This is a genomic window from Rahnella sp. BIGb0236 (assembly GCF_004364755.1).
GTDB classification, from domain to species: Bacteria; Pseudomonadota; Gammaproteobacteria; order Enterobacterales; family Enterobacteriaceae; genus Rahnella; species Rahnella victoriana.
This window is the reverse complement of record NZ_SOAO01000025.1, coordinates 1-26,855: the sequence shown is the minus strand read 5'-3', so window position 1 is coordinate 26,855 and position 26,855 is coordinate 1. Positions and strand designations below refer to the sequence as shown.

The 26,855-nt window shown below is 51.3% G+C and carries 21 protein-coding genes; 12 read left to right on the top strand and 9 right to left on the bottom strand.

From position 1 onward, the window contains the following. Window positions 1-1,336 precede the first annotated feature (1,336 nt). Together EDF78_RS25365 and EDF78_RS25360 are read left to right on the top strand one after the other, a co-directional pair. Window positions 1,337-2,443, top strand: coding sequence for a mechanosensitive ion channel family protein (locus EDF78_RS25365; RefSeq protein ID WP_133824205.1), 1,107 nt, complete (start codon window positions 1,337-1,339; stop codon window positions 2,441-2,443). 117 nt (window positions 2,444-2,560) lie between these two features. Further along, on the top strand, window positions 2,561-3,397 hold the full coding sequence (locus tag EDF78_RS25360) for an alpha/beta hydrolase (protein ID WP_133824204.1): 837 nt from the start codon (window positions 2,561-2,563) through the stop codon (window positions 3,395-3,397). A 59-nt stretch (window positions 3,398-3,456) separates the two neighbouring features. Here the strand turns inward: EDF78_RS25360 and EDF78_RS25355 are convergent, their stop codons facing one another. The 3 genes from EDF78_RS25355 to EDF78_RS25345 form a co-directional block, all read right to left on the bottom strand. After that, entirely contained in the window at window positions 3,457-3,846 is a 390-nt protein-coding gene (locus EDF78_RS25355) for a hypothetical protein (RefSeq protein ID WP_133824203.1), read from the bottom strand. A 371-nt stretch (window positions 3,847-4,217) separates the two neighbouring features. Further along, entirely contained in the window at window positions 4,218-5,540 is a 1,323-nt protein-coding gene (locus EDF78_RS25350) for an IS4 family transposase (protein ID WP_133824202.1), read from the bottom strand. Window positions 5,541-5,654: 114 nt separating this feature from the next. After that, complete coding sequence (locus tag EDF78_RS25345) at window positions 5,655-5,927, bottom strand: CsbD family protein (protein WP_131694154.1); 273 nt, start codon at window positions 5,925-5,927, stop codon at window positions 5,655-5,657. 383 nt (window positions 5,928-6,310) lie between these two features. Between EDF78_RS25345 and EDF78_RS25340 the strand changes: the two genes are divergently transcribed. The 4 genes from EDF78_RS25340 to EDF78_RS25325 all read left to right on the top strand — a co-directional run bounded on the left by EDF78_RS25340 (window position 6,311) and on the right by EDF78_RS25325 (window position 11,396). Beyond that, the gene (locus EDF78_RS25340; protein ID WP_166654501.1) at window positions 6,311-6,874 is read left to right on the top strand and encodes a fimbrial protein; all 564 of its coding nucleotides are present in this window, start codon (window positions 6,311-6,313) and stop codon (window positions 6,872-6,874) included. A gap of 63 nt (window positions 6,875-6,937) precedes the next feature. Continuing rightward, entirely contained in the window at window positions 6,938-7,675 is a 738-nt protein-coding gene (locus EDF78_RS25335; RefSeq protein ID WP_208294506.1) for a fimbria/pilus periplasmic chaperone, read from the top strand. A gap of 204 nt (window positions 7,676-7,879) precedes the next feature. Next, window positions 7,880-10,294, top strand: a complete 2,415-nt coding sequence (locus EDF78_RS25330) for a fimbria/pilus outer membrane usher protein (protein WP_166654500.1) — start codon at window positions 7,880-7,882, stop codon at window positions 10,292-10,294. Window positions 10,295-10,340: 46 nt separating this feature from the next. Then, the gene (locus tag EDF78_RS25325) at window positions 10,341-11,396 is read left to right on the top strand and encodes a fimbrial protein (RefSeq protein ID WP_133824199.1); all 1,056 of its coding nucleotides are present in this window, start codon (window positions 10,341-10,343) and stop codon (window positions 11,394-11,396) included. Between the two features lie 165 nt (window positions 11,397-11,561). On the opposite strand, the gene EDF78_RS25320 is transcribed toward EDF78_RS25325, so the two are convergent. Further along, window positions 11,562-12,182 (bottom strand): response regulator transcription factor, encoded by a 621-nt coding sequence (locus EDF78_RS25320; RefSeq protein WP_131694158.1) that lies wholly within the window; start codon window positions 12,180-12,182, stop codon window positions 11,562-11,564. A gap of 326 nt (window positions 12,183-12,508) precedes the next feature. Here EDF78_RS25320 and EDF78_RS25315 point away from each other — a divergent pair, with 326 nt between their 5' ends. Continuing rightward, window positions 12,509-13,138 (top strand): response regulator transcription factor, encoded by a 630-nt coding sequence (locus EDF78_RS25315; protein ID WP_131694159.1) that lies wholly within the window; start codon window positions 12,509-12,511, stop codon window positions 13,136-13,138. Window positions 13,139-13,159: 21 nt separating this feature from the next. After that, window positions 13,160-15,220 (top strand): ATP-binding protein, encoded by a 2,061-nt coding sequence (locus EDF78_RS25310; protein WP_133824198.1) that lies wholly within the window; start codon window positions 13,160-13,162, stop codon window positions 15,218-15,220. A 19-nt stretch (window positions 15,221-15,239) separates the two neighbouring features. Here EDF78_RS25310 and EDF78_RS25305 read toward each other — a convergent pair whose 3' ends face one another. The 5 genes from EDF78_RS25305 to EDF78_RS25285 form a co-directional block, all read right to left on the bottom strand. After that, on the bottom strand, window positions 15,240-15,785 hold the full coding sequence (locus EDF78_RS25305) for a LuxR C-terminal-related transcriptional regulator (RefSeq protein ID WP_133824197.1): 546 nt from the start codon (window positions 15,783-15,785) through the stop codon (window positions 15,240-15,242). 52 nt (window positions 15,786-15,837) lie between these two features. Beyond that, complete coding sequence (locus EDF78_RS25300) at window positions 15,838-16,662, bottom strand: EAL domain-containing protein (protein ID WP_166654499.1); 825 nt, start codon at window positions 16,660-16,662, stop codon at window positions 15,838-15,840. A 189-nt stretch (window positions 16,663-16,851) separates the two neighbouring features. Then, window positions 16,852-19,395 carry a malto-oligosyltrehalose synthase gene (gene treY, locus EDF78_RS25295; protein ID WP_133824195.1) on the bottom strand — a complete coding sequence of 848 codons (2,544 nt, stop codon included), beginning with the start codon at window positions 19,393-19,395 and terminating at the stop codon, window positions 16,852-16,854. Beyond that, window positions 19,392-21,179, bottom strand: a complete 1,788-nt coding sequence (gene treZ, locus EDF78_RS25290; RefSeq protein ID WP_133824194.1) for a malto-oligosyltrehalose trehalohydrolase — start codon at window positions 21,177-21,179, stop codon at window positions 19,392-19,394. The genes treY and treZ overlap by 4 nt, the downstream gene beginning before the upstream one ends. A 144-nt stretch (window positions 21,180-21,323) precedes the next feature. Next, window positions 21,324-21,515, bottom strand: a complete 192-nt coding sequence (locus EDF78_RS25285; protein WP_095925605.1) for a hypothetical protein — start codon at window positions 21,513-21,515, stop codon at window positions 21,324-21,326. 296 nt (window positions 21,516-21,811) lie between these two features. On the opposite strand from EDF78_RS25285, the gene EDF78_RS25280 reads away from it, so the two are divergent. From EDF78_RS25280 to EDF78_RS25265, 4 genes are all read left to right on the top strand, one after another. Continuing rightward, on the top strand, window positions 21,812-22,918 hold the full coding sequence (locus tag EDF78_RS25280) for an ABC transporter substrate-binding protein (protein ID WP_133824193.1): 1,107 nt from the start codon (window positions 21,812-21,814) through the stop codon (window positions 22,916-22,918). 374 nt (window positions 22,919-23,292) lie between these two features. After that, complete coding sequence (locus EDF78_RS25275) at window positions 23,293-23,874, top strand: fimbrial protein (RefSeq protein WP_095925607.1); 582 nt, start codon at window positions 23,293-23,295, stop codon at window positions 23,872-23,874. A gap of 95 nt (window positions 23,875-23,969) precedes the next feature. Continuing rightward, the gene (locus EDF78_RS25270; RefSeq protein ID WP_133824192.1) at window positions 23,970-26,471 is read left to right on the top strand and encodes a fimbria/pilus outer membrane usher protein; all 2,502 of its coding nucleotides are present in this window, start codon (window positions 23,970-23,972) and stop codon (window positions 26,469-26,471) included. Window positions 26,472-26,483: 12 nt separating this feature from the next. After that, window positions 26,484-26,855: molecular chaperone (locus EDF78_RS25265; RefSeq protein WP_133824191.1), on the top strand; the 372-nt coding region annotated here is incomplete at its 3' end.

Genomic DNA, 26,855 nt, shown 5'->3' with positions numbered 1-26,855 from the left:
TGTTTTCCATGATAGTTCTCCGAATGAAAGCCTATCCTCAGCATAGTACCGGGAAGGAGGGAGTGACCATCTCATTAAATATCCTACGCTAAGCCAGTGACTTAAGCAGGTATGACGGTCCGCTTTGTGCCAAAAGCGGAAGTCACGAACAGTAAAGTGCGTTAATCAAAGGGGTGCAGGTCAGTGAGATGGGTTGGCAAACCGGTCAGCGAATTCACCCACGAAGCATCTGAGCTGCTAGTCTAAGATATTTCATGTAAAAGCCCAGCGCTCGCCCACTGTAAAACCCAACACTCAGACCGGATGCAATCGCCAAGATTGTTAGTTGCATAAGAGATAGACTATGAGGATTAGCCATCGCCTCGGAGTACCCTAGATAATAACGCACCGCAAAATATAACAAAAAAACAATCAATACAGAAATTGTACCAGGTATGTTAATTGTATTAACTTTAGTTCCCAGACTTACAGCCGCTTTTTGAGTAAATTTGAATATTATGAGTGCGCTTATTATAAAGGACGATAACCAATATACTGACATAGTTAATGGTAGCGGATGGTGCCATATCGACCATAAAGAAAGGCTCAGGAAGATACAAGGTAACAAAATAAAGCTATGAATATCAACGTCCCTACGGTGGCGGGCTTTAAAACAGTAATATAGCGTGACAAAGAAAACGACAAATACCCAAGTAGGGGTATTCTCCAACGTTATCAACATAATAGGTCCATTTTAAGATTTAATAAAGGGGGAAGGGAAATAGTATTCTCCAAAATTAAATAAATACAAGGTCATTTGAATGAATTTGGCTATAAGTAGATAAAACGGTCATCAAGGCTTGAAACCGTCATTCGTGCCTTCCCTGGTATTCTGCAACAACTCGATCCCCAGTCATTCATTATGACCTGCTCCCCATTGCTCAAGACGCCTCGATGTAAGTATACATTCCGAACTTCCGCTGTTCGCTCATACCGAACCTTCAGCGCCACGCACTCGTCCTCTTAGTACCCATGCGGACCCCGCTCATATCCCTGCCATGTTGGTCAAATGTGAGCCGGTCACTTCGGGCGTACAGGCACCTGTTTACGCAGCGCATGAGACAGAACTAACGACGTGGTCACTGAATGATGAACGGACAAGGGCATCGACCATGGCCTCAAGAACAGTCGGTTGAGAAAACGCACAACGTACGGTTAAGCCGTCCTCGCCTGTCATCCCAGCACTATCTCCGCAAGTTGATCCGTTCGCCCCTCGCGCACCGAACTGTCCTATTCTGCCGTCCTCTGAACTCTCATTTCCTATACTGGTAGTTTGTGAAAAAAACGGGGAGGGATGATGGATTTCTTATCACGCTTTGATGTCATCGCATTAGTGATGTCGCCGGTATTTTGGATCGGGGTGGCGACGATGTGTGTCGTGACGTTCGTGACCTACTGGCTGATTAACTGGTTGTTGTCGTTTCTGCGTAAGGGCGTCAGGACATGGGGAGATATGCATCCGGCGACCGACAGAATGCGGTTTATTCTCGGTGATATGCTTGACCGGACCAGCAGCCTGCTGATCTTTGTCGCGGCATTCCTGTTCAGCCTGCGGTTCGTTAACTTACCCGATAATCTCTATAACACCATAAGCCACGCCTGGTTCCTGGTGCTGGCGTTGCAGATGGCGCTGTGGCTGGATCAGGGCGTTGTCTCGTGGCTTCGGCATATCATGCATCAGCCGGGAATGAATAAAAATCCGGTGACGCTGGTGATCACCGGACTGATATTCCGCGCGGTGGTCTGGTCGGTGATGCTGTTGTCGATTCTGGCAAATGTGGGCGTCAATATTACCGCGCTGGTCGCCAGTCTGGGGGTCGGCGGTATCGCCATTGCACTGGCTATCCAGACCATTCTCAGCGATGTGTTCGCCTCACTTTCCATCGGCTTTGATAAGCCTTTCGAAATCGGTGATTTTGTGGTGTTCAATGATGTCGCCGGGACCGTCGAACATATTGGTCTGAAGACCACCCGCATCCGCAGTTTAAGCGGGGAACAGATCGTCTGCGGCAATGCCATATTACTTCAGCAGACCTTGCACAATTACAAGCGCATGCAGACCCGTCGTATCGTGTTTAATTTTGGGGTGGCGCTGAATACGCCGCCGGATAAGTTGCGCAATATTGGTGAAGCGGTGAAAGAGATTATTACCGAGATGGGCGAAACCAAATTCGACCGGGCGCATCTGCTGGGATTTGGCACTGACCGCCTGAATTTCGAAGTGGTGCATATCGTCAATACCGCTGATTACAATAAATATATGGATATTCAGCAGGAAATTAATATCCGGATTATTGAGAAGTTAATGGAGAACGGCATCGAAATGGCACTGCCAAATATGATTGTGAAAACGCCGGATGCCCGGATGCCGGGGGAGGCGTCGCAGCCTGCGGCAGAAGGGTGATGTAGGGTTTTCAGGCAATTCCGCCATGCTTTGCTACGCTTTCTGAGCATTGAATTTTCTGAGCCTGACCCTGCATACCGTACTGTTTTCCCTTCAATTACCTGAGGAGTGCATACTATGCCATTTGTTAAAACCCAAGACGGCGTCAATATTTTCTTCAAAGACTGGGGTTCCAAAAGCGCACAACCTGTTGTTTTTCATCATGGCTGGCCGTTAAGCGCCGATGACTGGGATACACAAATGCTGTTCTTCCTGAAAGAAGGTTTTCGGGTGATTGCCATTGACCGCCGGGGCCACGGACGCTCAGATCAGACCAGCGAAGGCAACGATATGGATCATTACGCGTCGGATGCTTCCGCCGTGGCCGAGCATCTTGATCTGCACGATGCGGTGCATATCGGGCATTCCACCGGTGGCGGGCAGGTAGCGCGGTATGTCGCGAAATTTGGGCAGCCGCAGGGCCGGGTGGCGAAGGCGGTGTTGATCAGTGCCGTGCCGCCGCTGATGGTGAAAACAGACAGTAATCCTGAGGGGACGCCGATTGAGGTGTTTGACGGTTTTCGCAGCGCGCTGGCTGCCAACCGTGCGCAGTTTTATTTAGACGTTGCCACCGGGCCGTTTTATGGATTTAACCGCGACGGGGCCGAGGTCTCGCAGGGCACCATCAACAACTGGTGGCGTCAGGGCATGACAGGCAGCGCCAATGCGCATTACGAAGGCATTAAAGCGTTTTCAGAAACGGATCAGACAGATGATCTGAAAGCGATCACGGTGCCGGTGCTGGTGTTGCAGGGCGATGACGATCAGGTGGTGCCGTATAAAGATGCGTCACTGCTGCAGGATAAACTGCTCGCCGACAGCACCCTGAAAATCTATCCGGGTTACCCTCACGGTATGCATACCACCCATGCGGACGTGATAAACGCTGACATTCTGGCGTTTATCCGCGGTTAATGTCTGTGTCGTGTAGGTCTTTCAGAACCCGCCCGTGGCGGGTTTTTTTGTCTTTCATATCAAATCAGCGGGCTGAGTTTTTGGTGTATCTCGTCCATCCCTTTGATGTCTTTTTCTGAATAATACACGGTATTCAGCGCGTCAAACTGTTCAAGACGGGACAGGGCGTTAAATGCCTGGGCGACATCCGTATGCGTATCAAATACCTCGTCGGTTCGGATCTTGTCTGTTCTGGCGGCTTTAATTTCCGCCCTGAGCCGGAGGATGATTAACTGATTACTGAAATACTGGTTTTCTAAATCGCCGGATGAAATTTTTGCTGTCACGCTGACCGGTTGCTCCGAAGTGCGCGCCGGAAAAGAGAGCGCATTTATTGACTGAATTGTCTGCGCTTCGGGTGAGCTGCATCCTGTCAAAATAAATGCCAGTAAAATCATGGTATTCTTCACGCGTATTCCTGTCTGTTCTTTGAGTTTCAATCGTTGCGACGCATTTTAACAGGGCAAAACAGGGTGGCTGAACCGCGAGTTTGTTTAAATCTGGACGTAACAACGGTTGTTTTAAAACGTGAATTACATTTTTCTGAAGCACTGACTGCACAGGCGCGGGAAGAAACAGACATGAAAAAACCCGTCAGGGGAAACGGGTTTTTGTAGGTTACGAGGGGAACTCGCGAGTTATCTGTAGGTTGCTACAGAGAGGTTCACTATACACGTCATGTGTGACGAAATTGTGTAGGAGAATTCTGTATCTCACTCAACCTGAGCGCGGGAATTGCCCTTTCTTCAGGCAATAAAAAAGGCCCGAAGGCTAATGCTGGTCACTTAAGGTGACCAGCATTGTTTTTTAAGGGATATTTCGACCTTTTTTCTCTCACTTCCCTTGCATATTCACGCTCACGCCTCGGGGGGAGTTTTAGCATCGCTGCGTTGCTGTAAAAATGCTTCAGATGACCCGGGATGGCTCCCGCTGATGCCCACGGCAGCCCGATTAACAACCGTAATATCTCCGACACTGCACCGCTAAAACTCAGCTGATAAGGCAGATAATCTCCCTTCAGGCTGAATGCCATCTTGATCATCTGGTAACGAACAAGGTTATAAGTCAGCAGGATACCCCACAGTTCCTGCCTGACCATTTCCGGCAGTTTGCTTCTCAACGCCCACCGGTTCCCCAGTAAAAACTGCTTAGCCTCCCGGTATCCTAACTCGATTTCCCAGCGATGCTTATAAAGCTCCGCCACGCTGGCGGCCGGATAACGCATCGCATCCGTCATTGACGTCACAACCTGCCGTTCAACGCCATTGACCTTCCGGCGGATAAGCCGCACGGTTATTTCTTCCGGCAGTCCTTCCCACTGTTTTCTGGCCTGCGGTGACGTTTTCAGCCGTATCAGCTCGTCCTGTTTGCCGAGCTTACACACCACCTCGTACTGCGTGTTCTTTTTCAGCGGCGTCAGCCAGTGGCGATTTTCGCCCGCATTATGCCAGTCATGTAGCAGTCCTAAAGAGTAAAAACCCTTATCAAACAGCGTAATACTGTTATCCGGCGCGCTGTCTGCCAGATGTGCCGCCAGGCGTATCTCGTTAACGTCGTAACTGTCCATCACACTGGCCCGCAGCAGGTGGCTGCTCAGTTCCATCAGGCATACCATGCGGACCTGAGGATATCCGCGTTCACCGTGCTGGTTAGAAGCCTTACCGAAGGCCTCTGCATTTTCAGGCGTGTCCTGCGTATGCCAGACTACGCCATCGACGGCATTGAGTGTCAGTCCGTGCCAGAGAGGATGTTTTACCTCTGCATGCCAGTGTTGCTGAGTGATATCAAACAGAACCCGGATGGCATCTTCACCTAACGTTTTTCTGCGGGCAATAACGGAGCTGGGTACGGTGAATGAGCGTCCGGTTCGGTCAACAATATCCATCAGATTAACGATATGACTCATAGGCTTATTGTTGAATATGGCCATAGCGATAACCAGCCAGACCATGGACTCGAGGGGGAGTTTACGCTTGCGTAGGGTGACGGTGTCAGTAAGAGAAAAAGCTTGCTGAATGAGGTCAGGAGACAGGAGGTCAGCGAGGCTTTGAACTTCATCGGGGGCAGTAAGATTGATAATACCGAGAGCTTGTGAAAGTTCCATTTAAAAAGGGTCCATGTTGAGCATGAACCCTTTTTACACGAGCCACCGGATCGGTCAACTGATCCTTAAACGATCGGCATTAGCCCGAAGGCCTTTTTATCGGTACAAGACGGTTTACTTACGACCCAGCAGTAACCCGAGCACGACACCAATTGCGCCGGCCGCGATCAGACCTGACAGGGGATTTTCTTTGATTTTCTCCGCGACGTCAGACACGACTTCACAGGCCTGAGCCGAGTATTTACGTGCTGCGCCTTTAATCTGGTGCTTAGGAGAATCAACAAAATCGCCAAATTGTTTCTGCGCTTCACCGGCAAGCTGGTTGTCTTTGTCTTCGAGCTTATCTGCCAGATGGTTTGCATCTGCATCGATATCATGTGAGGACATATCTCTATCTCCTTTAGTTAACCGTTATTAAGCGTAGTCGAGATTTTAAAATCTGGGTGTTAATACGGAATAAAAAACGGCCATGCTGTAAGAATATGTTAATAATACGGATTTCTCTTAATTAACTGCCCTGAGGAGATCGCGGTTTTTTTAGTGGGCCGTTTTATTTCAAATACAACATCAGCAGGTAATAAATAATCGCAAGTTACGTTAAATAATAATGTTGCCGTGAGATTATTCCTACAACGAATGTAATCCTCCTGACATATTTATTCACTTATTTACGTCATAGTTATTTCATCCTTCAGAGACCGCTATCCGGGTCCGACGGGAAGGAATAAAAGACGCTTATTTTAATTGATGTGCAGATGGATGATAGAATTATGAAAAAATTAAATATTGCTTTCGCAGCGACCACATTGGCGCTGATTTTGGGTCAGCAGGCATACGCGGCAGATGGCACCATTACTTTTAATGGTGAAGTTACTGACGTGACCTGTACTGTTTCTGCGGGTACAGGTGCGGATACTACTATCAAGTTGCCTACCGTTGCGGTAAGCGCATTCGGCAGCCTGGCCAATACCACCGCGGGCGCAACGCCTTTTGCTATCTCTTTGACCGGTTGTGCGAGTACGGCTGGCGCGCTGGCACAGCCAAAAAGCGTAGCGGTGTATTTCGAGCCGGGTAGCAATGTTAATGCGAACGGGCGTTTGAACAACACCGTTACGACCGGTGGCGCAACCAACGTTGATATTGCGCTCTATCAGGCTTCTGCGAATACCACACCACTCGTATTAGGTAAGATCCCTTCTGCGGGGTACTCCACTATTTCAAGCACTGCGCCTGCAACCACCATGAATTTCCTGGCGAAGTATTATTCCACAGATGTTGCTGTAACTTCCGGTTTAGTTTCTTCCAACGTCACTTATTCCATTGTTTATCCATAAGTATTGTTAGTTAACCGCGCGGGTTTATCCGCGCGGATCTGTTATTAAAAAGGATTTTGTATCATGACAAGGTTATTTCATGGCAAACGTATGCACTTTGCCGTGCTGCTCTTCAGCTTTTTTATTCTCCCTGTGACCGCGCAGGCCTCTGTCGTCGTGACAGGAACCCGGGTTATTTATCCTGAATCGGCCCGTGAAGTGACGGTAAAACTCAATAACGAAGGCAGTACTCCTGCTTTAATCCAATCATGGATTGATAACGGAGACCCGAAAGCCACGCCTGATGTGGCGACTTCACCTTTTATTCTGACACCGCCTATCGCGCGCATCGACAGCCATAAAGGTCAGGTGTTACGCATTCGTTTTGACGACGATAAAACGCTTCCTCAAGATAAAGAATCTATTTATTGGTTGAATATTTTAGAGTTGCCACCTTCCGTCGAGGACGGCTCGAATAAACTTAAAATCGCTGTGCGTACACGTCTCAAGATGTTTTACCGCCCATCAGGATTACAAGGGGATGCGGATAAAATGGCGGGGGATCTGGAATGGACAATGGTGCGCAGCGGAAATAAAACCACACTGGATTGTTATAATTCCGGCGCTTATTACGTGTCTTTAAATAGTGTAAAGGTGGGGGGTAAAAAAGTCGAATTAAATATGACTAATGGCACGGTTGCACCAAAACAAACTCAGCATTTTGAAATGGATAACAATGCGACTCCCGGAGCTTTGATTAATTACAGCACGATTAATGACTATGGTGCGGTTATGGCATGGGATTCAACATTAAAAAATTAAAATAATATTCCTCTCACAAAATATCTGAGAATTTTTCCTTGGTGGAAAAAGCGCGGGTTACTTATGAATAAGCCAGTTTTTACCTTAAAAAGTCACTGCTGTATTAAATCTGACTGCCAACTTCATCCTCTGAAAGTTGCGGTTCTGATGGCGGCAGGTCTCTGGCAAATACCTTTCAGTGCTCATGCGCAATCGGGTGCCGATATGCTCATCGCTAATTTTGATAAATCTATGCTGTGGGGTCAGGGAGCTCGCAGCATAGACCTGACGCGTTATGCCGAAGGAAATCCTGTTGAACAGGGGATCCAGACGCTCGACGTGACGATTAATACGCGCCAGGCTGGCATGTTTGACATCAAATTCAACGAGGGTGATCGTCCAGGGCACGCGAGACCTTGCCTGAATACCACGTTGCTGGACAGTTTGGGTGTCAATCTTGAGAAATTAGCGACGGTCGCGGGTTCCATCAACAGCGAAGGATGTCTGGACTGGACGAAAATTCCTGACGCGACTTACGAGGTCAGCACGGGTGATCAGTCGCTGACACTCAGCGTGCCACAAATCTATATGCGCACGGATCCGCATGGTTACGTCAGCCCTTCGCGCTGGGAAAATGGGGTGACTGCCGGTTTTATCGATTATGCCCTGAATGGTTATCAAAATAGCCGGACAGGCCACACTGACCAGAGCCTGTATGCCTCGGCCAATATGGGACTTAATTTCGGAGCCTGGCGCTTGCGTCAGCGTTCTTCCCTTAATTGGAACGACGAAAGCGGTCACAAGCTCGATGCTATCAGCACCTATGTGCAGCGGGATATCGACGTGCTTCGCGCTCAGCTGACAATGGGTGACACATTCAGCGACGGAGATCTGTTTGATTCTGTTTCAGTCCGTGGCGTGCGACTTGCCTCAGATGACCGGATGTTGCCTTCTTCGCAAACGAGCTACGCGCCCGTGGTGCGCGGAATTGCGGCCACCAACGCGCGGGTCACTATCCGTCAGCGCGGTTATGTCATTTACGAAGCGACGGTTCCGCCGGGAAATTTTGAGATTTCAGATTTAAGCCCTGGTACTAACAATGGCGATCTGGATGTCACGGTGACGGAAGCGAATGGTGAAGAAAAACGCTTTATCGTGCCATTTTCTTCTATTGCACGTTCACTGCGTCCCGGCGTCTCACGCTTTACCACCACGGCTGGCGTGGTCCGCAACCTTCAGTACAACAATCAGCCGCACCTTGTTCAGGGCACCTGGCAACACGGTTTAACGAACATGGTGACGCTCTACGGCGGGCTGACAGGATTTGAAGATTATAAAGCCGCCCTGGTCGGGATGGTGCTGGGTACCGAGTGGGGGGCAGTGGGGCTGGACGTTACTCAGGCCCATACCGACCTGGGACAACAGAGTTTCTCTGGCCAGTCCGTGCGTGTCAGTTATAACAAGATCCTCACGGATGTGGGCACCGACGTCACTCTGGCGGCTTACCGCTATTCAACGGATGGTTACTTCGGTCTCAGTGATGCCCTGACGGCGGTTGATCAGGTTAAGGCGCAGGGTGACGATACGGCTGACAATATCCGCCGTCTGAAAACCCGCAGTGAAGTCGTGATCAACCAGCGGCTTACCGACACGGATTATGTGTATTTCAGCGGTTCCCGGCAGGATTACTGGAATGGCAGCGGTTACGATAATCAGCTGCAGGCCGGTTATACCAGAACATGGAGCTGGGGAAATACCAACCTCAGCGTGGCTCGTGCTCAGGATCCTTATGGCAAAGACGATGACAACATTATGTTGAGTGTCTCGGTTCCCTTTGGTGCATCAGGATACCTGACCAGTTCTGTCAGTCGGGATAGTGACGGGGGCGCTAATCTGCAAACGTCCTTTAATTCCAACGCCGGAGAAAATAGTCGCCTGAGCTATGGGCTCAGTGCCGCCTACGACAGAGCCAATGACGCCACCCGTAGCAAAAGCCTGAGCAGTAATGCGCAGTACCGGACATCTTTCGGCACACTCAATGGTTCCCTCAGTGAAGGGACTGATTTCCGTCAGGTTTCAGCGGGTATGAGCGGTTCTGTGGTTGTGCATCCTATGGGGGTGACCTTCGGGCAAAGTCTGGGTGACACCATCGGGATCATCAGCGCGCCGGGAGCCAAAGGGGCTCAGGTTCTGAATGCGCAAAATGTGTCACTGGATAGCAGTGGTCAGGCCGTGGTGCCTTATCTTTCAGCCTACCAGCGAAACGAAGTGGCACTTGACCCGAAAGGGTTGTCTGACGATATCGAACTGAAAAATACCAGCCTTGAAGTCATACCTCGCAGCGGTGCCGTGATGCTTGTGCAATATGACACCCTCAACGGTCATGCCATTTTGATCCAAAGTCGTCGTGCCGATGGTACGGCGTTGCCATTTGGTGCCAGCGTTTTCGATTCTACGGGGCAGGAAGTCGGCATCGTCGGACAGGGTGGGCGTATATTTGCCCGCCTGAAAGAAAATAGCGGAAAACTGTTTATTACCCTGGGAGATAAAGAAAAACCACTTTGCATAATTCCTTATCGCTTAAATCCACAGGATGAGAATAAAAAGAATATGGTGAAAATAAATGCCGTTTGTAACTGATTACACTGGAGTTAATTCTTCTGGAAATAAAAGGTAATAAGTCATCATGAAAGATTTATTGGCTCTGAAAGTATTGCGGATCCTGCTGCTGGCACTGGCATCCTTATGGACGTTGCCCGTTATTGCAGGTGTGTCCTGTACGTCAAACCCTGCAACTGCCACTTTAACGGCCACCATTCCGGCAGTCAGCACCGTGGTTACGGTCGGCAGCCCGGGGAATCGCTATTTAACGGACTGGTTTTCTGCACCCGCATCAGGCTACAGCAGTCTCTACACAGGATGTGTTGTAGGAAATATTACTCTGCAAGGGAAAATTGCATTGCAACCCGCCGGGAGTAGCATTGATGGTTATGCCATCTTCAAAACTAACGTTGATGGGATAGGCATTATTGTTCAGGGGCGTAACCGTAACTACACGGGGCCAGCGCTAGGTACAGATTGGGTTGATATCATTACAGGAAGTACCAGCTACTGGGATGGAAGTTTTACAGCACGGCTGGTTTCAACAACAACAACCATTCAGTCAGGCTCGGTGACATTACCCGGAACAATCGGTTACTTACGCATCGTCGATAAAAATGATGTGGCGGGCAGCAGCACTATCATTCCGGTCAATCTTGTGGTCAGCGGGAGTATGACATTTACGTCGCAAACCTGCACTGTGAGCGCGAACTCTAAAAACATTGGGGTGTCCTTAGGCAAAGTGAACAGCAACGCGATCACCACCGGCGGGAGTTCTCTGGTCCATTCACCCTTCACGATTAATCTGGACTCCTGTTCTGTCACGTCAGGCTTAAGCGTCAATATGACGTTCACGGACAATAACAATCCGGCCAATACCAGTAATATCCTTTCGCTGACGAATGATGGTAAGCAGGCGACCGGTCTTGGGATCCGCATTATCAATCAGGCCACCCAGCAACCCGTTAGTTATGGTCCTGATAGCGCGGTAGTCGGAAATCCCGGGCAATTCAGGGTGACGACAACCACCGGCGGAAGTCTGTCTATTCCCTTTATGGCGACCTATATTAAATCAGGCTCAGAGCCGATTGTCGGAGGAACGGCAAATGGTGTGGCGACTTACACAATGAGTTATCAGTAAACCGGTCCTTCGAAGATTGATGACTAAAACTGGGTGATACAAAGCGTGCAAGAATAAATATTGAAGCTTAATTATTAAGGCTTCAATATTTATCTGGAGGAGATTTTAAGGATGTCACTCGGAGGTCATTAATATGACATGTGGATATGAAATATTTGCAACAACCTAAAAATTTCGCGCCACAATCCCCGAAAGTTCAATCACATTCTTGGCATTCAGTTTTTGCATTAATCGCATTTTATAGGTGCTAACCGTTTTATTACTGATTAATAAGTCTCTGGCAATTTCTTTATTGCTTACGCCACGGGCAAGGTAACGCAGAACAGTGACTTCACGGTTGGATAACAAAGTTAATAATTCCTGTTCGCGAAGTTTTGTTCCGGGGCTGTGAAAGTGAAGAGAGTCTGTTGTCGGAAAACAGCTGAACCCCATCTGTACCGCCTTGATGGCCCCAATGAGTTTGTTCAGATCGTTGTTTTTACTGACGAAGCCATTAGCCCCGACACGAATGCAGCGCGCGATGTAAATATCCGGGTTAAGGCCGGTAAGAACAATCACCTTTGCGTCAAGGTTTGAATCCTTAAGACGCTTAATCACTTCAAAACCGTCTAACCCCGGCAGGTCGATATCCAGCACGATGATGTCGGGATGCAATTTTCGCGTCAACTCCAGTGCATTGATCCCATTGTTAGTTTCCCCCACCACCCGATATTTTTCCTTTTCCAGTAATATGTTCAGAGCAAGGCGGATAATGGGTTGGGCGTCTACAATAAGAATATTACACATCATGGTTCCTAAGGTTTGGATTAATTTTTCTGACCTGCTAGGACTGATATCGTCCGGTGTGAATCTTCTAAAAGAATACTGCCCTGATATCCCGCGTTAATCAGGGAGAGACGTTATGTAGTAAAACCACATAAAAAATATTGATAAAACCAGTATGACAGTATTATTTGTAGGGGTATGTCAGGCTTGTCCTGAAAGCTGTAGGGCATTTCTGACGGCGCTGTCAGTTAAGTCAGAACAAGATTTCACTCATCTGCGCGGGCACTGGGTTCACAGCTATAATGTTTAAAGAAAATCTGAGCGGATCATGAAACGGGAGAAAGACGGTGAAAAGTGTTCTGATTGTCGATGACCACCCCATGATACGTTTCGCCGCCCGGTTACTGCTGGAGCAGCATGGTATGAAGGTAGTCGGTGAAACGGATAACGGTATTGAAGCCCTCAGCCTTGCCCGGACGATTCAACCGAATATCGTGATCCTTGATATCGGTATACCCAAGCTCAATGGACTGGAAGTCATCGACCGCTTACGGGCGCAGAATCCCGCGATTAAAGTGCTGGTTCTGACCTCCCTCAGTCCGGCGGTATATGCGCATCGCTGTATCTTAGCGGGCGCGTCGGGCTTTGTGAGTAAAACTAATAACCTGAATGAACTGGCCAGCGCCACCAATGCTGTACTTTCCGGGTTCCGGTATTTCCCAGATACGACGAGGGTTACGCCTGACGCATTTACGGAGGCATCGCAGGAATTACCATTAATACATTCCCTTTCCGGGCGGGAAATCACTGTGCTCAAGTATTTAACCGCAGGGCTGACAAATAAAGAAATTGCCCGTGAAATGCTGATCAGTGATAAAACGGTCAGTACTTATAAATCCCGCCTTCTGGTCAAGCTGAATGCCAGAACGCTGGTAGATCTCATTGAGTTTGCCAGCAGAAACAGCGCCAGCCTTTAATGAATTTTGCATAGGATCGTAATGCCAAACCTTGAACAGTCCTTTCCCTGGGAAATCTGGCTCGCACTGGCACTGATATTATTTGTCAGCGTTGTCCTGTGGAACGGTTATCTGTTGCGACAAATTCGTCTACGCAAAAAGGCTGAACGTAAACTTTCAGAGCAAATGAATTTCCAGTCAGAGTTTTTCAATATTATTCCTCATCCCGTTTATGTTCGTGATCGGGAAGGGGGCTTAGTGACAGCCAACAGTCGTTTTTTCCAGGCGACCGGCGAACAACCGGAAACGTTGCTTGGCAAAAAAATCAATGAAGTCAGTTGGTTTTCTGCTGAGGAAGGCCCGTTCTATCAGACCCGGTATCTTGAGGCTTTAGCTGACGGAAAAAACATTCTGGAAGACCTCAGGTTAAAGATAAAAGACGAGTTCATTGATGCAGAAGTCTGGCTCATACCTTACAGAAATGCGCAGGGTGAAATCTCAGGCATGATAGGTGGCTGGACAGATGTCACCGAGCGTTACCGGCTATTGAACGAGGTGGAACATGCCAGACAACTGGCTGACGATGCCCGTGAACTGGCTATTCGCGCTAATCAGGCCAAAGGGATATTTCTGGCGACCATGAGCCATGAAATTCGCACGCCGGTCAGTGCCGTGCTGGGAATGCTTGAGCTGGCACTCAGGCAAGCAGAGAAAGGGCATCTGGAAAAAGAGGCGATTGAAACCGCTTACGATTCGGCTAATTCGTTGCTGGTGTTATTGGGCGACGTTCTGGATCTGGCCAAAATTGAATCGGGACAATGGGTCTTATCCGCACAAAGATGTAATCCCCTGCACCTCACGCAGTCAGTTATCAAAGTCTTTAGCGGGCTGGCCGGTGAAAAGAATATTTCATTAGCGTTCGTCACTGAAGGGTCTGTCGGCCATGATGTTCTGCTGGACGCCCAGCGTTTTCGGCAGGTACTCAATAATCTGATCAGCAATGCTGTAAAATTCACCGACACAGGTGGCGTCATCGTCACGTTAACAGCTGAGAAAGCTGATGAGGCGAATACCCTGCTGACTTTATGCGTGCAGGATACGGGAACAGGTATCGCGGTTGAAGATCAGGATAAGCTTTTTAAATCCTACAGCCAGCTTTACTCCGGCGCACAACAGCATCGCGGCGGCACGGGGCTGGGGCTGGTGATTTGCAAAGAAATCGTTGAGATGATGGGGGGTGACATCAAACTCACCAGCCAGGCCGGAAAAGGCACACGCATCGATGTCACACTGAAGGCTCACTGTCCTGGATCTCCGGCGGAAGAAAATACCATTTTAGCTCCGCAGAACAATGCGTCTGCCGATGGTTACCCGCTCAATGTCTTGGTGGTTGATGATCACCCTGCGAACCGTTTGCTGCTTCGAAAACAACTGGAATTCCTCGGGCATCACGTATGGCTGGCGCAGGAAGGGGAGGAAGCGTTTTCACACTGGAAAAAACAGTCATTCGACGTGGTTATCACGGACTGCAATATGCCCGGCATAAACGGTTATCAGCTAACCCGGTGGATCCGTGATTCTGAGCGTGAGCAGGGCCAGAAAACTTGCGCTATTTTGGGGCTGACGGCCAACGCGCAATACGAAGAAGTCGAACGGTGTCAGCTGGCGGGAATGGATACCTGCTTATTTAAACCGTTAAATCTGCAACAGTTACGCCAGCAACTCGAAATCCTGCACAGCGATCCTTTGCCCGTTCCCTGCTGTGACCCCGACGGACTGGAAGCACTGACCGGGGGAAATCGTTCCGCCACGGTTCAGCTCATCAATGGGATCATCAAAGCAAATCGTGACGACCTGAATAAAATCCGGCTCGCGGATGAGCAGGGGGATAGAGAAAAGGTGGCTGAAATCACTCATCGTATAAAGGGAATTGCGAATATGCTGACGGCTCAGCCCTTAGTGAGCCGGTGCGAGGAATTAGAATTGCAATGCGGCACCGCAGCAGACCTGACATCTGCAATTGCTTTACTGAGTGATGCGATGAGCAATATAGATGACACCCTGAACGCCTGGGTGAGCCAATATAAGCAGAACAACGAATAGCGCGTTCAGTATCAGATGTTCATTTTACAGTGAAAAACCCCGCAAACCTGTTGAGTTCCTTCAGGTTTTTCACGCCGAATTTTCTGCACACGTAGCCCCTCTGCGAATAAATAGTTTTGGCTGATCCGCCTAACTCACTGGCAATATGTCTGACACTTTTGCCTTTCAATGACTCACTTATAATGTAGTGCTGTTTATCTGAAATGACGACTGGTGGTGCTGGCAAACAGGTCACCGTATGAAGAGCTTCCAGAATATTTCCCAAAACATCTTTCGTGGGTGCATGAATATCGAGGTAACTATAAATACAGGATAAAGAAGGGCTTTTATTGTTGCCATCGCGACTCATTGCGATAATTTTTGGGTGTCCATGACATTTCATTATCCTGATAACCGGTTCTGGTATTCTTTCCGAGGCATCAATGAGGACGATATCATTTTCAGTGAACGGTATAATCCAGTCTTCATGCAGGAAGTTTATATCAGTGACATCCAGCCCCGCTGAGTCAAATAATAATTTAATACCATAATTTAAATAGTGGTTTCTGCTAATGAGATAAATCATTTTTAAACTCTCATCCTAAATGGATAAAAACAGAGGAATAAATTCATGCGATTTACATTCCGATATAACGATGAATAAACTCGCTGACCTGCATAGGCTCTGCCAGATAATCGCCCTGCAATCCATTAATTCCTGCCTTGCGTAACAGCGGTATTTGTTCGTATGTCTCTATGCCATCAGCGGTAACAGAAACACCCAACCGGGAAGAAAGGGTCATAATTGCATCGATGACATTTTCATAAACCAGCTGTCCGTTAATGGCCTGGGTGAGGTCTTTATCAATCTTAAGGGCAGAAAGGCCGATGTTTTCTATATTTTTCAGTGATAAGGAGCCCGCGCTAAAGTCATCAATGGCTAACCTGATGTCGTTTGCGACCAGGTGCTCAATGACCGGCATCGTCTTATCATCGAAATTCAACGCTGTTCTCTCAACCACTTCCAGCACAAGCGTGGCGGCATCCTTAAAAGTTCTGCTGAAATGAAGCGCTGCGTTGATCACGTCGTGTGAAGATATCTGCCCGGCAGTAATATTGAAGGAGAAATAAAAGTCCTCTGGCAGATAATTCATTATGTTTTCAAAAGACTTTTCAATTCCCTGAAACAGATGACAGATAATATCATCCCTGTAGCGACTGGCTTCCATTTCATGAATATATAAAACCGGCGAGTTATAATTATTCTCAGACTTCACCCGCAGTAAAATCTCACATCCTTTCAGCGTGAAACCATCCGCGCTAAAAACAGGCTGGATAAACGGATGAAATTCATCGCGCTTAATTGTTTTTTGCAAAACCCTCTCCTCAGCCACGTGCTGTAAGTTTTTTTTATTTCTGGAAATGACGTCGGCCAGCGAAAGAAGCGCGTTATAAATAATCATTACAGAGGCCCTTAACTGACGATCTGACAGAGACATTCATCTGTGAAGCTAATGACCACACAGACTTTGTTGGAAACAAGAGTATGGCAATATCGCTGAGAGAGATATGTCAGGGAGGGGCTAAAAGTTGTAGGAAATTTCTGCACTAACATTTTTTCTATCTGAAAATGCCAGCGCAGGTCGTGGGATTTATTTATCTGGATTGTTTTCAGTAAGACCGGACAAACTCAGCACTACCGGTTCATCACGCGGCCAGGTACTGAGATCTATCCTGTCGGTCGCACGGAGTTCCCTGCCACTGTGCAGGTCAGAATAGGTTCGGTTAGCCAGCGAAGCGGGCAGCAGTATCTGCATATCCCATCCGTCTTCAGTCTGATTAAAGTGAATTTTTTGCGCATCAAAAACCTGACGCGGTGCTGCGAAAATCACCGCATCGTTCCTGAAGGTTCGTGCAAATGCGATCACGTTTTTGGAGTGATCTCCCGCTGCGGTCAGCGCAACGTAATCACCCTGCAAAAACAACGCAGGTTTTTGCTGGCGGTAACGGGCGAGTACCGCAACCACATGTTGCTTCAGTTGTCCGCTTGTCCAGGCGGTTTCGTTATCCCACACCGGTTTTTCTCCCTGAATCAGCAGCCTTTCCAGCCCGGCAAAATCCGGCAGACGGCGGTTATCCGGATCCACCAGACTGAAGTTCAGCGCTTCGCTGCCCTGATAAATATCCGGCACGCCGGGAGCCAGCATTTTCAGCGCGGTTTGCGTCAGGCTGTTGACCAGTCCTGCGTGGATAAACGGCTGTATCGCGTCGTGAAAATCTTGCAGAAAACGCCGGTTCTCCGGCGACAGAAGATGACGGGCATAATCGAGCACCGCTTTCTCATAGTCTTCGTTGCTGTTATCCCAGTTGGTGCGCAGCTTGGCTTCCCGCAGGGCTTTCTCCACGAAACCCTGAAACCGTTCATCCAGTGCCTGTAAACCGGCCGCATCGTCGGGATTAAGCGTCACCGGCCACGCACCGGCCAGCGCCTGATACAGCATCCAGGTCAGTGCCGGACGCGGTGCCGGACCGTCCGGCAGCATGATCACGTTTGTCTCATTCATCTTGTGCCAGCGGCTGACACACGCCGCCCAGCGTTCCGGCGCTTCGGTCAGGGTGAACAGCCGCGCACGGGCATCCTCGCCGCGTTTGGTGTCGTGGGTGGAGGTGGCGGAAAGCGCGTCCGGTTGCTCATCAAGGCGTTTACGCATCTCGTCATGGAAGCGATCCGGGGAGAAGGTGCGCGGCAGCGGTTCGGCTCCCACTTCGTTCAGGGCCAGATCCATGTTCTGCCGGAAGAACAGCGTGTCCTCCACCGATTTCGCCATCAGCGGGCCGGTCAGTTGCTGGAAGCGGGTGCGGAATACCGTGGCTTGTGCGGACGTGGCGGGCGAGGTGCGGGCATAGAGAATGCGCGCCAGAAAACTGAGCGTCTCCGGCGCAATAAACAGCGCCGTGCTTTTGACTTTTCTGATAATCCGGCACAACAGCGCCGCATCTTCCGGCGGCAGACCCTGCGCGGTGCCGTAGGTGCGATACACCGGAAAGGCGATCAGCAGTTCCCGCAGCGCCAGCCGGACGGCGTTGTCATCCGTACTGACACCTTCGGTGGCGGCAATCTCCAGCGCCAGTTTTTGCAGCGTGGTGAATTCCCCCTCGAAATTCTTATCGGTCATCATCAGTTTGGCCGCCCGCAATTCCTGTTGCATATCGACGGGCTGACCGACCACGTTGTCATAATGGTCGCGCAATACGGCAATGTGTTCGTCATTCACCAGCACATCGGACAGCGAGGCAATAAACTCATAACCGGTGGTGCCGGAAACCGGCCAGTCCGGCGGCAGGCGCTCGCCTTTGCCCAAAATCTTCTCCACGGTGATGTAGCAGTCTGCCCCGGCTTTTTCCCGCAGACGCATCAGATAGGCTTTGGGATCGGCGAGGCCGTCCACATGATCGACCCGCAGCCCGTCTGCTTTGCCGGATTTCACCAGTTCCAGAATCAGCCGGTGGGTGTCGTCAAACACCGCGTCATCCTCCACGCGCACCCCGGCGAGACCGGTGATTTCAAAAAAGCGGCGATAAGAAAGTTCACGCGGCGCATCGCGCCATGACATCAGGCGGTAAGGCTGGCGCGCATGCAGTTCAGCGATGCCGGTTTTGCTCAGCGTTTTTTCATTCGCCTCCAGCGTGCCGGGGGCAACGGGATAAAAGGTGTCGAAATAGGCGAGGGCAGGCTCACCGGTTTCAGGATCGGGGGCAAAGCGGATATCGCCTTTTTCCAGCGCGTCTTCAAAGGATTCGCCGAGAAAAGGCAGGGTCAGCGGCTGCGACCAGTCGATGTCAAAATGCCGCGCGTAACGGCTGTTTTCCCCGTGCTGCACCACATCGCGCCACCAGCGGTTTTCCAGCGAGGCCGCCATATGATTAGGCACGATATCGAGGATCAGCCCGAGTCCGGCGGCTTTCAGCGCCTGCGACAGGCGGTCAAACCCGGCCTGCCCGCCGAGCGCCGGGTCGATCTCATTGGCGTCGGTGATATCGTAACCGTGCTCAGACCCGGTGGTGGCGGTAAACACCGGCGAGGCGTACAGGTGGCTGATGCCGAGTTTTTTTAAATACGGGATCAGCGCCGTGGCGGTGTCAAACGTCAGCCCGTTACGGAACTGAAGCCGGTAGGTCGCAGTGGGTATCTTCACGTTTTAGCTCCCGGAGAAAGACGGACAATCAGCGAACCCGGCGCGGAGGTCGCAGCATCCTGCGGCCAGGCAAAAAGTGTGTCACCCGGCAGCGTCGGGAGAAGGTGATTGTCATTGCCGATATTCAGCGTCATTGACAGGGTGCCACGCGGGAACGTCCATCTGACGGAAAGAAAACCCTCAGACGTTTGCAGGATCTCGCCGACGTCGCCCTTCGCGGGCGTCAGTAACGGCACAATATATTTCTGCCGCAGCGCCAGCAGCGTGCGGGTCAGCGACAGGGCGTGCTGGCCTTCGGGGTCTGAACATGTCTGCCAGCGGAGTGTCGATTGTTCAAAAGTGCTGAGCGCGTTCGGATCCGGCACCGCGTCCTGATCGTATCCGCTGTGCCCGGCAAATTCACGGGCGCGACCTTCGCGCACTGCCTGCGCCAGTTCACCTTCAAAATCGGTGAAGAACAGGAACGGCCGGGTCTCGCCATATTCTTCGCCCATAAACAGCAGCGGGATATGCGGCGATAACAGTAACGCGGCGAGCAGCAGACGGGTACGCTCCGCGCCAGCCAGCGTGATCAGCCTTTCCCCGTGCGCACGGTTGCCGATCTGATCGTGATTCTGGATGAAATCCACAAAGGCCACCGGCGGCTGTCTGTGGCTGACGGCACCGCGTGGCTTACCGGTTTGCGGTGACATCTCGCCCTGATACGCAAACCCCTCCGCCAGCGCGCGGGCGGCCAGTTGTTCGGGATGCGTGGCGAAATCCTGATAGTAGGCATGGCTTTCGCCGGTGCTGAGCACATGGATCGCGTTATGGAAATCGTCATTCCATTCGGCGGTAAACAGCGGCACGTTGCCGTCGGCGTTGCGCGGGTGCAGAAACGTAACGTTGCGGCTGTCTTCGGTGGTCAGATGCACCGGGCGGTCGGTAATTTCTTCGCGGATACGCTCGGCGATCTCGATCAGGATATGCGGTTCTGAGACATCCTTCATCTGATCGATCGCGTCAAAACGCAGCCCGTCCAGCCGGTATTCCTGCAACCAGTAAAGCGGGGCGTCGAGAATATACTGCCGTGCGCCGTCAACCTGATAAGCGATGCCTGCGCCCCAGGCGGTCATGCGTTCGGGGTCGAAAAACGCCGGTGCCAGTCGCGGCAGATAATTGCCTTCCGGCCCGAAATGATTCAGCACGATATCCAGCACCACGGAGATGCCGACGCCGTGCGCGGCATCGACAAAGGCTTTGAACTCTTCCGGCGTGCCATACGCTGAGTGCGGTGCGTAGAGCAACACGCCGTCATAGCCCCAGCCACGGTTGCCGCCGAACTGCGCCAGCGGCATCACTTCAATCATGGTGATGCCGGTTTCAGCCAGATACGGCAGTTTTTCCGCTGCCGCCGTAAAAGTGCCTTCGGGGGTGAATGTCCCGATATGCAGCTCATAAATCACGCTTTCTTCCCACGGACGGCCTTGCCAGCGGGTGTGTTGCCATTCATATTGCGTGGAATAGACGACCCGCGACGGGCCGTTCACCTCCGCCGTTTGCGCGCGGGAGGCCGGATCAGGCAAGGCGGTGCCATCGGCCAGCACAAACTGATATTCCTCACCGGCAGAAACGCCGGTCACCCGCGTGTCAAACCAGCCGTCCTCCGACGCGGTCATTTCCCGGTCGGTGCCGGAAAGCCTCAGTGTGATCTGTTGCTGACCGGGCGCCCAGACACGAAAATGCACCGTCCCGTCGGCCATGAATCTGGCTCCCCAGCGTGTCGCAAATGCGGTGTGTGGCATCTCTTTACCTCCCAAACAAATGAGTGAGTAAGCAGGCAGTTAGCAAACGAATAATAATGATAGACGAGGATGAGCAGGAGGGGATCTTATCTGACAGCAGGCCCCGGCAAATACCGGGGCAGTGAGGGATGCGTTGATCAGATATCAGGAAGAAGAGGTGAAAAACACGATGGATATAATGAAAGAGACCACCGTCCCGATCAGCAACATGCAGTTGTGCGGGGTGAAGAACTTCTTGTTTGCATTGCCTTTATGCGCTTTCACCAATAACCACAACATCATGATGCCAACGATAATGAATATTACACCACCCGATAAACTCGCCACTGGCGCCATATAAGTATCCTTCTCAGCAGGTAAATTTTAATTATAGCTCAACCTGCCGGACGGGGATGGGCAGGCCGGGCGCGACCGCGCGGATACGCCTTTGCCAGAGTGTGTGTTCCCCCGGTGAAATCGCCTTTCCACGGGATATTAGCGGTCAGGAAAATATCTTGTGCTGGCGCCGGTATTTGAGCAATGATGAGGCCGCCGTAATGGGCTATTAAGCAGTCACTTAACGGCAATCAGACCGTCACAATAAAAATTATCTTTGCGTGTGAAAATAAACGCACAATACCTAAGGGAATTAAATGAAGTTACTTCATGGTTTGCTTTTTATGTTGTCTGTCATGATGACCGGACAAGCCGCTGCCGCCAGCACCACCCTGACCGATGTCCTGGGAAATAAAATAACCTTAGATACCCCTGTTAAAAGAGCGGTATTAGGTTTCTATTTTGAAGATTATATGGCGGTCGGCGGTGAACAGGCGTTTGACCATATTGTCGGCATCTCCCGCGAGGCCTGGCATGGCAAAGTACCGGCGAACTGGGATATGTATATTAAACACCGTCCGTCCATCGCTGAAATTCCGGATATTGGCGAAATAGACCTGCACAACGTATCACTGGAAAAGGTGATCAGCCTGAAGCCGGATGTGGTCATTCTGGCCAGCTGGCAATACGCCGCCCTGAAGTATGAAGTCACGCAACTTCAGAGCCTCAACATTCCGGTTGTCGTGCTCGATTACAACGACCAGACCGTGGAAAACCATGTTAAATCAACGGAAATCATCGGGGTATTAACCGGCCAGACTGACCGCGCGCACGAACTGGCTCAGCTGTATAAAAATAACCTTACGCTGATTGAAGAGCGGATCCGACAGGCAAATCTGCCTAAACCCAAAGTCTACATTGAGTTCGGTAATAAAGGTCCGGCAGAGTATTCATTTACCTACGGTGAAAATATGTGGGGCGTGATGCTGCGTCTCGCCGGGGGCGAAAATATCGCGGCGCCGTTTGTGAAACAGTGGGGCGAAATTAATCCTGAGCAATTACTGGTCGCTAAGCCCGATGTCATTTTTATTTCCGGCAGGGAAAACAATAAAGTCGATACGGCGGCTGAAATGGGTATCGGTGTGAATGAAGCCACGGCCAGAGCGAAACTCAACGGATTTGCTCACCGCAACGGCTGGAGTTCATTACCGGCCATTCAAAATGACCGACTCTTCGGGGTTTATCAGGGGGCGTCCCGTACCCTTGTGGATTTCACCATGGTGCAGTTTATCGCGAAATCCCTTTACCCTGATTTATTTAAGGATATTGATCCGGTAAAAAACTATCACGATTATTATAAAAAATACCTGCCTGTCATGCCGGTGGGGACGTTTGCATTATCGGCCAGCGAGGATAATCACTAACATTTTTTAATATTACCCCCGCCAGAATAAATGAGCGGGAAACATCATGGCGGAGAAAATTCCTAAAAACGCCGGAATTGACCCGATTTATGATTAATTTCCCGCTTACCTCCCGCGCTCTGCCGCGCTATTTTTGTGACCTCCTTATTATCTTGTGCTGATTTTTTTCAGTTTCAGGCTAATTTTCATGATTTAAATAATATTTCCCGCCGCAATCTGGCGTAAAAATCTTAATGTTTTGGTTATGCAACTTATTATAGCGATATCAGGGAGGGTGTCAGTATATTGGTCTGGAATGAGAGGCATGTTCTCTCAGGTATAGCGAAAAATATCGCTTAACGTTTTTTTGCCAGTCAATATCTCAAGGATCTCCAATGTTTAATGGAAACACTATTCCCTCTGCTGTCGCGTTAGCCATCTTTATATCCGGTTCAGCATTTGCCGCTGACGATCCCACGCCGCCGGTGGGAACCGATCAGGGTTCAGGCCGTATTCATTTCACCGGCACGGTGATTAATGCGCCTTGTTCTGTGGCCGCGGGTGATGAAGACATTAATGTCAATATGGGGCAGGTGGCGAATAAGGTGCTGGAAACCGGCAGTAAATATTCGCAGAACGTCAGTTATACCATTCATTTGCAGGACTGCGATCTGACCGCACAGACGGTCGGCACAGTGGCTTATCCTGTGGTGTCGAAAGTGGCGGTGTCCTTTAGCGGTACGCCTGACAGCAGCGCGTCGGAACTGCTGGCAAACACCGGCAGCGCAAAAGGCGCGGGCATCCGCCTGATTGACGCCAACGGCGATCTGCTGAAAGTCGGCGATACCTCCAAAGATATCAACCTGGTCACCGGCAATAATGAACTGGTGTTTGCCGCGCGTGTGGAAGCCAACGCACAGCCGGTCGCGACCGGTACCCTTGTTTCTCAGGCCACCTACGCCCTGAATTACAAATAAGTATTGTCATTATCGGGGGGAGTCTCTCCCCCTTTTTCTCTTTGCCAGTACCGGGTTTTCAATGTAATACCGTGCAAGAAACAAGTGATAATATTATGGCGTTGTTAAAGGAAGAAATATCAGCAGGGAAACGGCAGGCGGCTGGCATTATTATAATTATCTCCGGTTGCTTTATTTCCGACAGAAGCCTTGCGGTAGAATTTAACGTTAATTTCATCGATTCTGCCGATCGCAATAATGTCGATCTGTCACGATTTCAGGTAGCCCATTATATCGCGCCCGGTGAATACCTGCTGGATGTGGTGCTCAATGGCCGCACGCTCGGCGATCAAAGCCTGATTAAGTACATTCCCGCTGAAAATAACCCGGACAGCCGCCTTTGTCTGCCGCCCGCGCTGGTGGATAAATTCGACCTGACCCCGGCTGCCCGCGAGCAGCTGACGCTGTGGCATCAGGGCGAATGCACGTCGCTCGATCAGCAGACAGAAGTGACCACCCGCTACGATCAGGAAAAACAGACCCTTAACATCAGCATTCCGCAGGCGTGGCTGACGTTTCACGATGAAAACTGGGTACCGCCGTCGCAGTGGGATGAGGGCGTGAACGGCGCACTGCTGGATTACAACCTGCTCGGCAGCAAATACATGCCGCAGTCCGGCGACAGCACCACCAGCTTCAGCAGCTACGGCACCACTGGCGTCAACCTCGGGCCGTGGCGTGCGCGTGCCGATTATCAGTATGCTTCATCGCGCACCTCCGGCACCCCGGCCAGCGACAAATTCACCTGGACGCAAACCTATATTTACCGCGCATTACCGTCCCTTGGCGCGCGCCTGACCGGCGGCCAGACCTATTTCAGTTCGGATATTTTCGACTCATTCCGCTTTCTCGGCGTGTCGCTGAACAGCGACCAGCGCATGCTGCCGCCGTCGCTGCGTGGCTACGCGCCGCAGGTGACCGGCATCGCCAAAACCAACGCCAAAGTGAGCATCAGCCAGAACGGCCGGGTGATTTACCAGACCAACGTGTCGCCGGGGCCGTTCGTGGTGCAGGATTTAACCGAAGCGGTGCAGGGCGCGCTGGATGTGAAAATCGAGGAAGAAAATGGCAGCGTCACCACCTATCAGGTGACCACCGCGACCATCCCGTTTCTGACCCGCAAAGGGCAGGTGCGCTTTAAAACCGCCACCGGCAAACCGACCACCGGCAGCAACAATCATGTATTACAGCCCGGTTTTTACAGCGGCGAAATGTCCTGGGGCGCGCTCAATGATTTTTCGCTTTACGGCGGCGTCATCACCACCACCGGCAACTATCAGGCGCAGGCGCTCGGCGTCGGACAAAACCTGCAAAAGCTCGGCGCAGTGTCGTTTGACGTCACGCGCTCCTCGGCCACCGTGCCGGTGGCGGGCAGGCAAACCGGGCTGAGTTACCGCGCCAACTACTCCAAACGGTTCGATTCGACCGGCAGCCAGATCACCTTTGCCGGATACCGTTTCTCGCAAAAGACCTTTATGTCGTTCAGCCAGTATCTCGACAAGGTCAACGGCGACGGCTATTCCCGCGACGATAAACAGACCTACACCGTCACCGCCAACCAGTACCTGCCGTGGCCGGCCATCACGCTGTACCTCTCGGCCACCCACAAAATCTACTGGAACGAGCGTGCCAGTAACAACTACAGCCTCTCGGTCAGCAAGATTTTCGATGTCGGGCGCTTTACCGGCGTCTCGGCGACGTTTTCCGCCAGCAAGCTGAACTACCGCGATACCGATGAAAACCAGATGTTTCTGTCGCTCAGTGTGCCGCTCGCTTCCGGGCAGCAAATCAGCTACGACGCGCAGCAGGACTCGCAGAGCGGCTTCTCGCAAACGGCGTCGTATTACAACAGTCAGGATCCGGCCAACAGCTGGCGCGTCGGCGCGGGCGGCAGCAGCCCGGATCTGCAAAAAGGCAACGGCGTGTTCCGCGCCAATTACCAGCACATGTCGCCGTACGGCCAGTTCGGGGCGAACGGCAGCGTGAAAAATAACGATTACCGCTCGGTGAATGCCAACTGGTACGGATCGCTGACCGCCACGGCGGCGGGCGCAGCCCTGCATCAGAGCAGCGCCGGCAGCGAGCCGCGCATGATGTTGTCGGCAGGCGTGAAAGGCATTCCGGTCAGCGACGGCGCGTCCGTGACCAACGATTACGGTATCGCGGTGGTGAACGGCGTGTCCAGCTACCAGACCTCGGATATCCGCGTCGATGTGAATAATTTGCCGGACGACGTCGAGGTTTACAGCTCGGTGGTCAGCAAAACGCTGACCGAAGGGGCGATCGGTTTTCGCCAGATCCGCGCCGTGAAAGGCGAGCGCCTGATGGCGGTGATCCGCCTGAAAGACGGCAGCCATCCGCCGCTGGGGGCGTCGGTGACTGACAACAGTTCCGGCTTTGAAGCGGGGCTGATCGGTGACGGCGGCCTGGCCTATCTGGCCGGCGTGTCCGGGGAAAAATCCCTGACGGTGCGCTGGGGCGATGCGCAGCAGTGTCAGATCCGCGTGCCCTCTGAACCCGAAACCCGTTCCGGGCAGATGTTGCTGCCCTGTACATAAGGAAATAATCCCATGAAAAAACTGCATTTTTATCTCATCGCCCTGCTGACGATGGTCTCGGCAACGCCCGCGCTGGCCGCCGTCAATCTTGACCGGACGCGCATCATTTATCACGCCGGTGATAAATCCGTCAGCGTGATGCTGGAAAACCAGAGCAAAACGTTGCCGTATCTGGCGCAGGTCTGGCTGGAGAATGCGCAGGGTGAAAAGATCACCTCGCCGCTGGTGGCGCTGCCGCCGATGCAGCGCATTGACGCCGGTGAGAAAAGTCAGATCCGCATCCTGCAACTACCTGAAACCGCAGGCTTACCGAAAGACCGCGAGTCGCTGTTTTACTTCAACGTGCGCGAGGTGCCGCCCAAAAGCGACATGGCGAACGTCATG

What these genes read in the sequence shown, in the direction of transcription:
- EDF78_RS25270 (WP_133824192.1), top strand. Translation starts at nt 23,970, where the DNA reads ATGGCGTTGTTAAAGGAAGAAATATCAGCAGGGAAACGGCAGGCGGCT.
- EDF78_RS25320 (WP_131694158.1), bottom strand. Translation starts at nt 12,182, where the DNA reads ATGTGTAATATTCTTATTGTAGACGCCCAACCCATTATCCGCCTTGCT.
- EDF78_RS25275 (WP_095925607.1), top strand. Translation starts at nt 23,293, where the DNA reads ATGTTTAATGGAAACACTATTCCCTCTGCTGTCGCGTTAGCCATCTTT.
- EDF78_RS25325 (WP_133824199.1), top strand. Translation starts at nt 10,341, where the DNA reads ATGAAAGATTTATTGGCTCTGAAAGTATTGCGGATCCTGCTGCTGGCA.
- treZ (WP_133824194.1), bottom strand. Translation starts at nt 21,179, where the DNA reads ATGCCACACACCGCATTTGCGACACGCTGGGGAGCCAGATTCATGGCC.
- EDF78_RS25340 (WP_166654501.1), top strand. Translation starts at nt 6,311, where the DNA reads ATGAAAAAATTAAATATTGCTTTCGCAGCGACCACATTGGCGCTGATT.
- EDF78_RS25280 (WP_133824193.1), top strand. Translation starts at nt 21,812, where the DNA reads ATGAAGTTACTTCATGGTTTGCTTTTTATGTTGTCTGTCATGATGACC.
- EDF78_RS25285 (WP_095925605.1), bottom strand. Translation starts at nt 21,515, where the DNA reads ATGGCGCCAGTGGCGAGTTTATCGGGTGGTGTAATATTCATTATCGTT.
- EDF78_RS25360 (WP_133824204.1), top strand. Translation starts at nt 2,561, where the DNA reads ATGCCATTTGTTAAAACCCAAGACGGCGTCAATATTTTCTTCAAAGAC.
- EDF78_RS25350 (WP_133824202.1), bottom strand. Translation starts at nt 5,540, where the DNA reads ATGGAACTTTCACAAGCTCTCGGTATTATCAATCTTACTGCCCCCGAT.
- EDF78_RS25335 (WP_208294506.1), top strand. Translation starts at nt 6,938, where the DNA reads ATGACAAGGTTATTTCATGGCAAACGTATGCACTTTGCCGTGCTGCTC.
- EDF78_RS25310 (WP_133824198.1), top strand. Translation starts at nt 13,160, where the DNA reads ATGCCAAACCTTGAACAGTCCTTTCCCTGGGAAATCTGGCTCGCACTG.
- EDF78_RS25300 (WP_166654499.1), bottom strand. Translation starts at nt 16,662, where the DNA reads ATGATTATTTATAACGCGCTTCTTTCGCTGGCCGACGTCATTTCCAGA.
- EDF78_RS25305 (WP_133824197.1), bottom strand. Translation starts at nt 15,785, where the DNA reads ATGATTTATCTCATTAGCAGAAACCACTATTTAAATTATGGTATTAAA.
- EDF78_RS25365 (WP_133824205.1), top strand. Translation starts at nt 1,337, where the DNA reads ATGGATTTCTTATCACGCTTTGATGTCATCGCATTAGTGATGTCGCCG.
- EDF78_RS25330 (WP_166654500.1), top strand. Translation starts at nt 7,880, where the DNA reads ATGCTCATCGCTAATTTTGATAAATCTATGCTGTGGGGTCAGGGAGCT.
- EDF78_RS25345 (WP_131694154.1), bottom strand. Translation starts at nt 5,927, where the DNA reads ATGTCCTCACATGATATCGATGCAGATGCAAACCATCTGGCAGATAAG.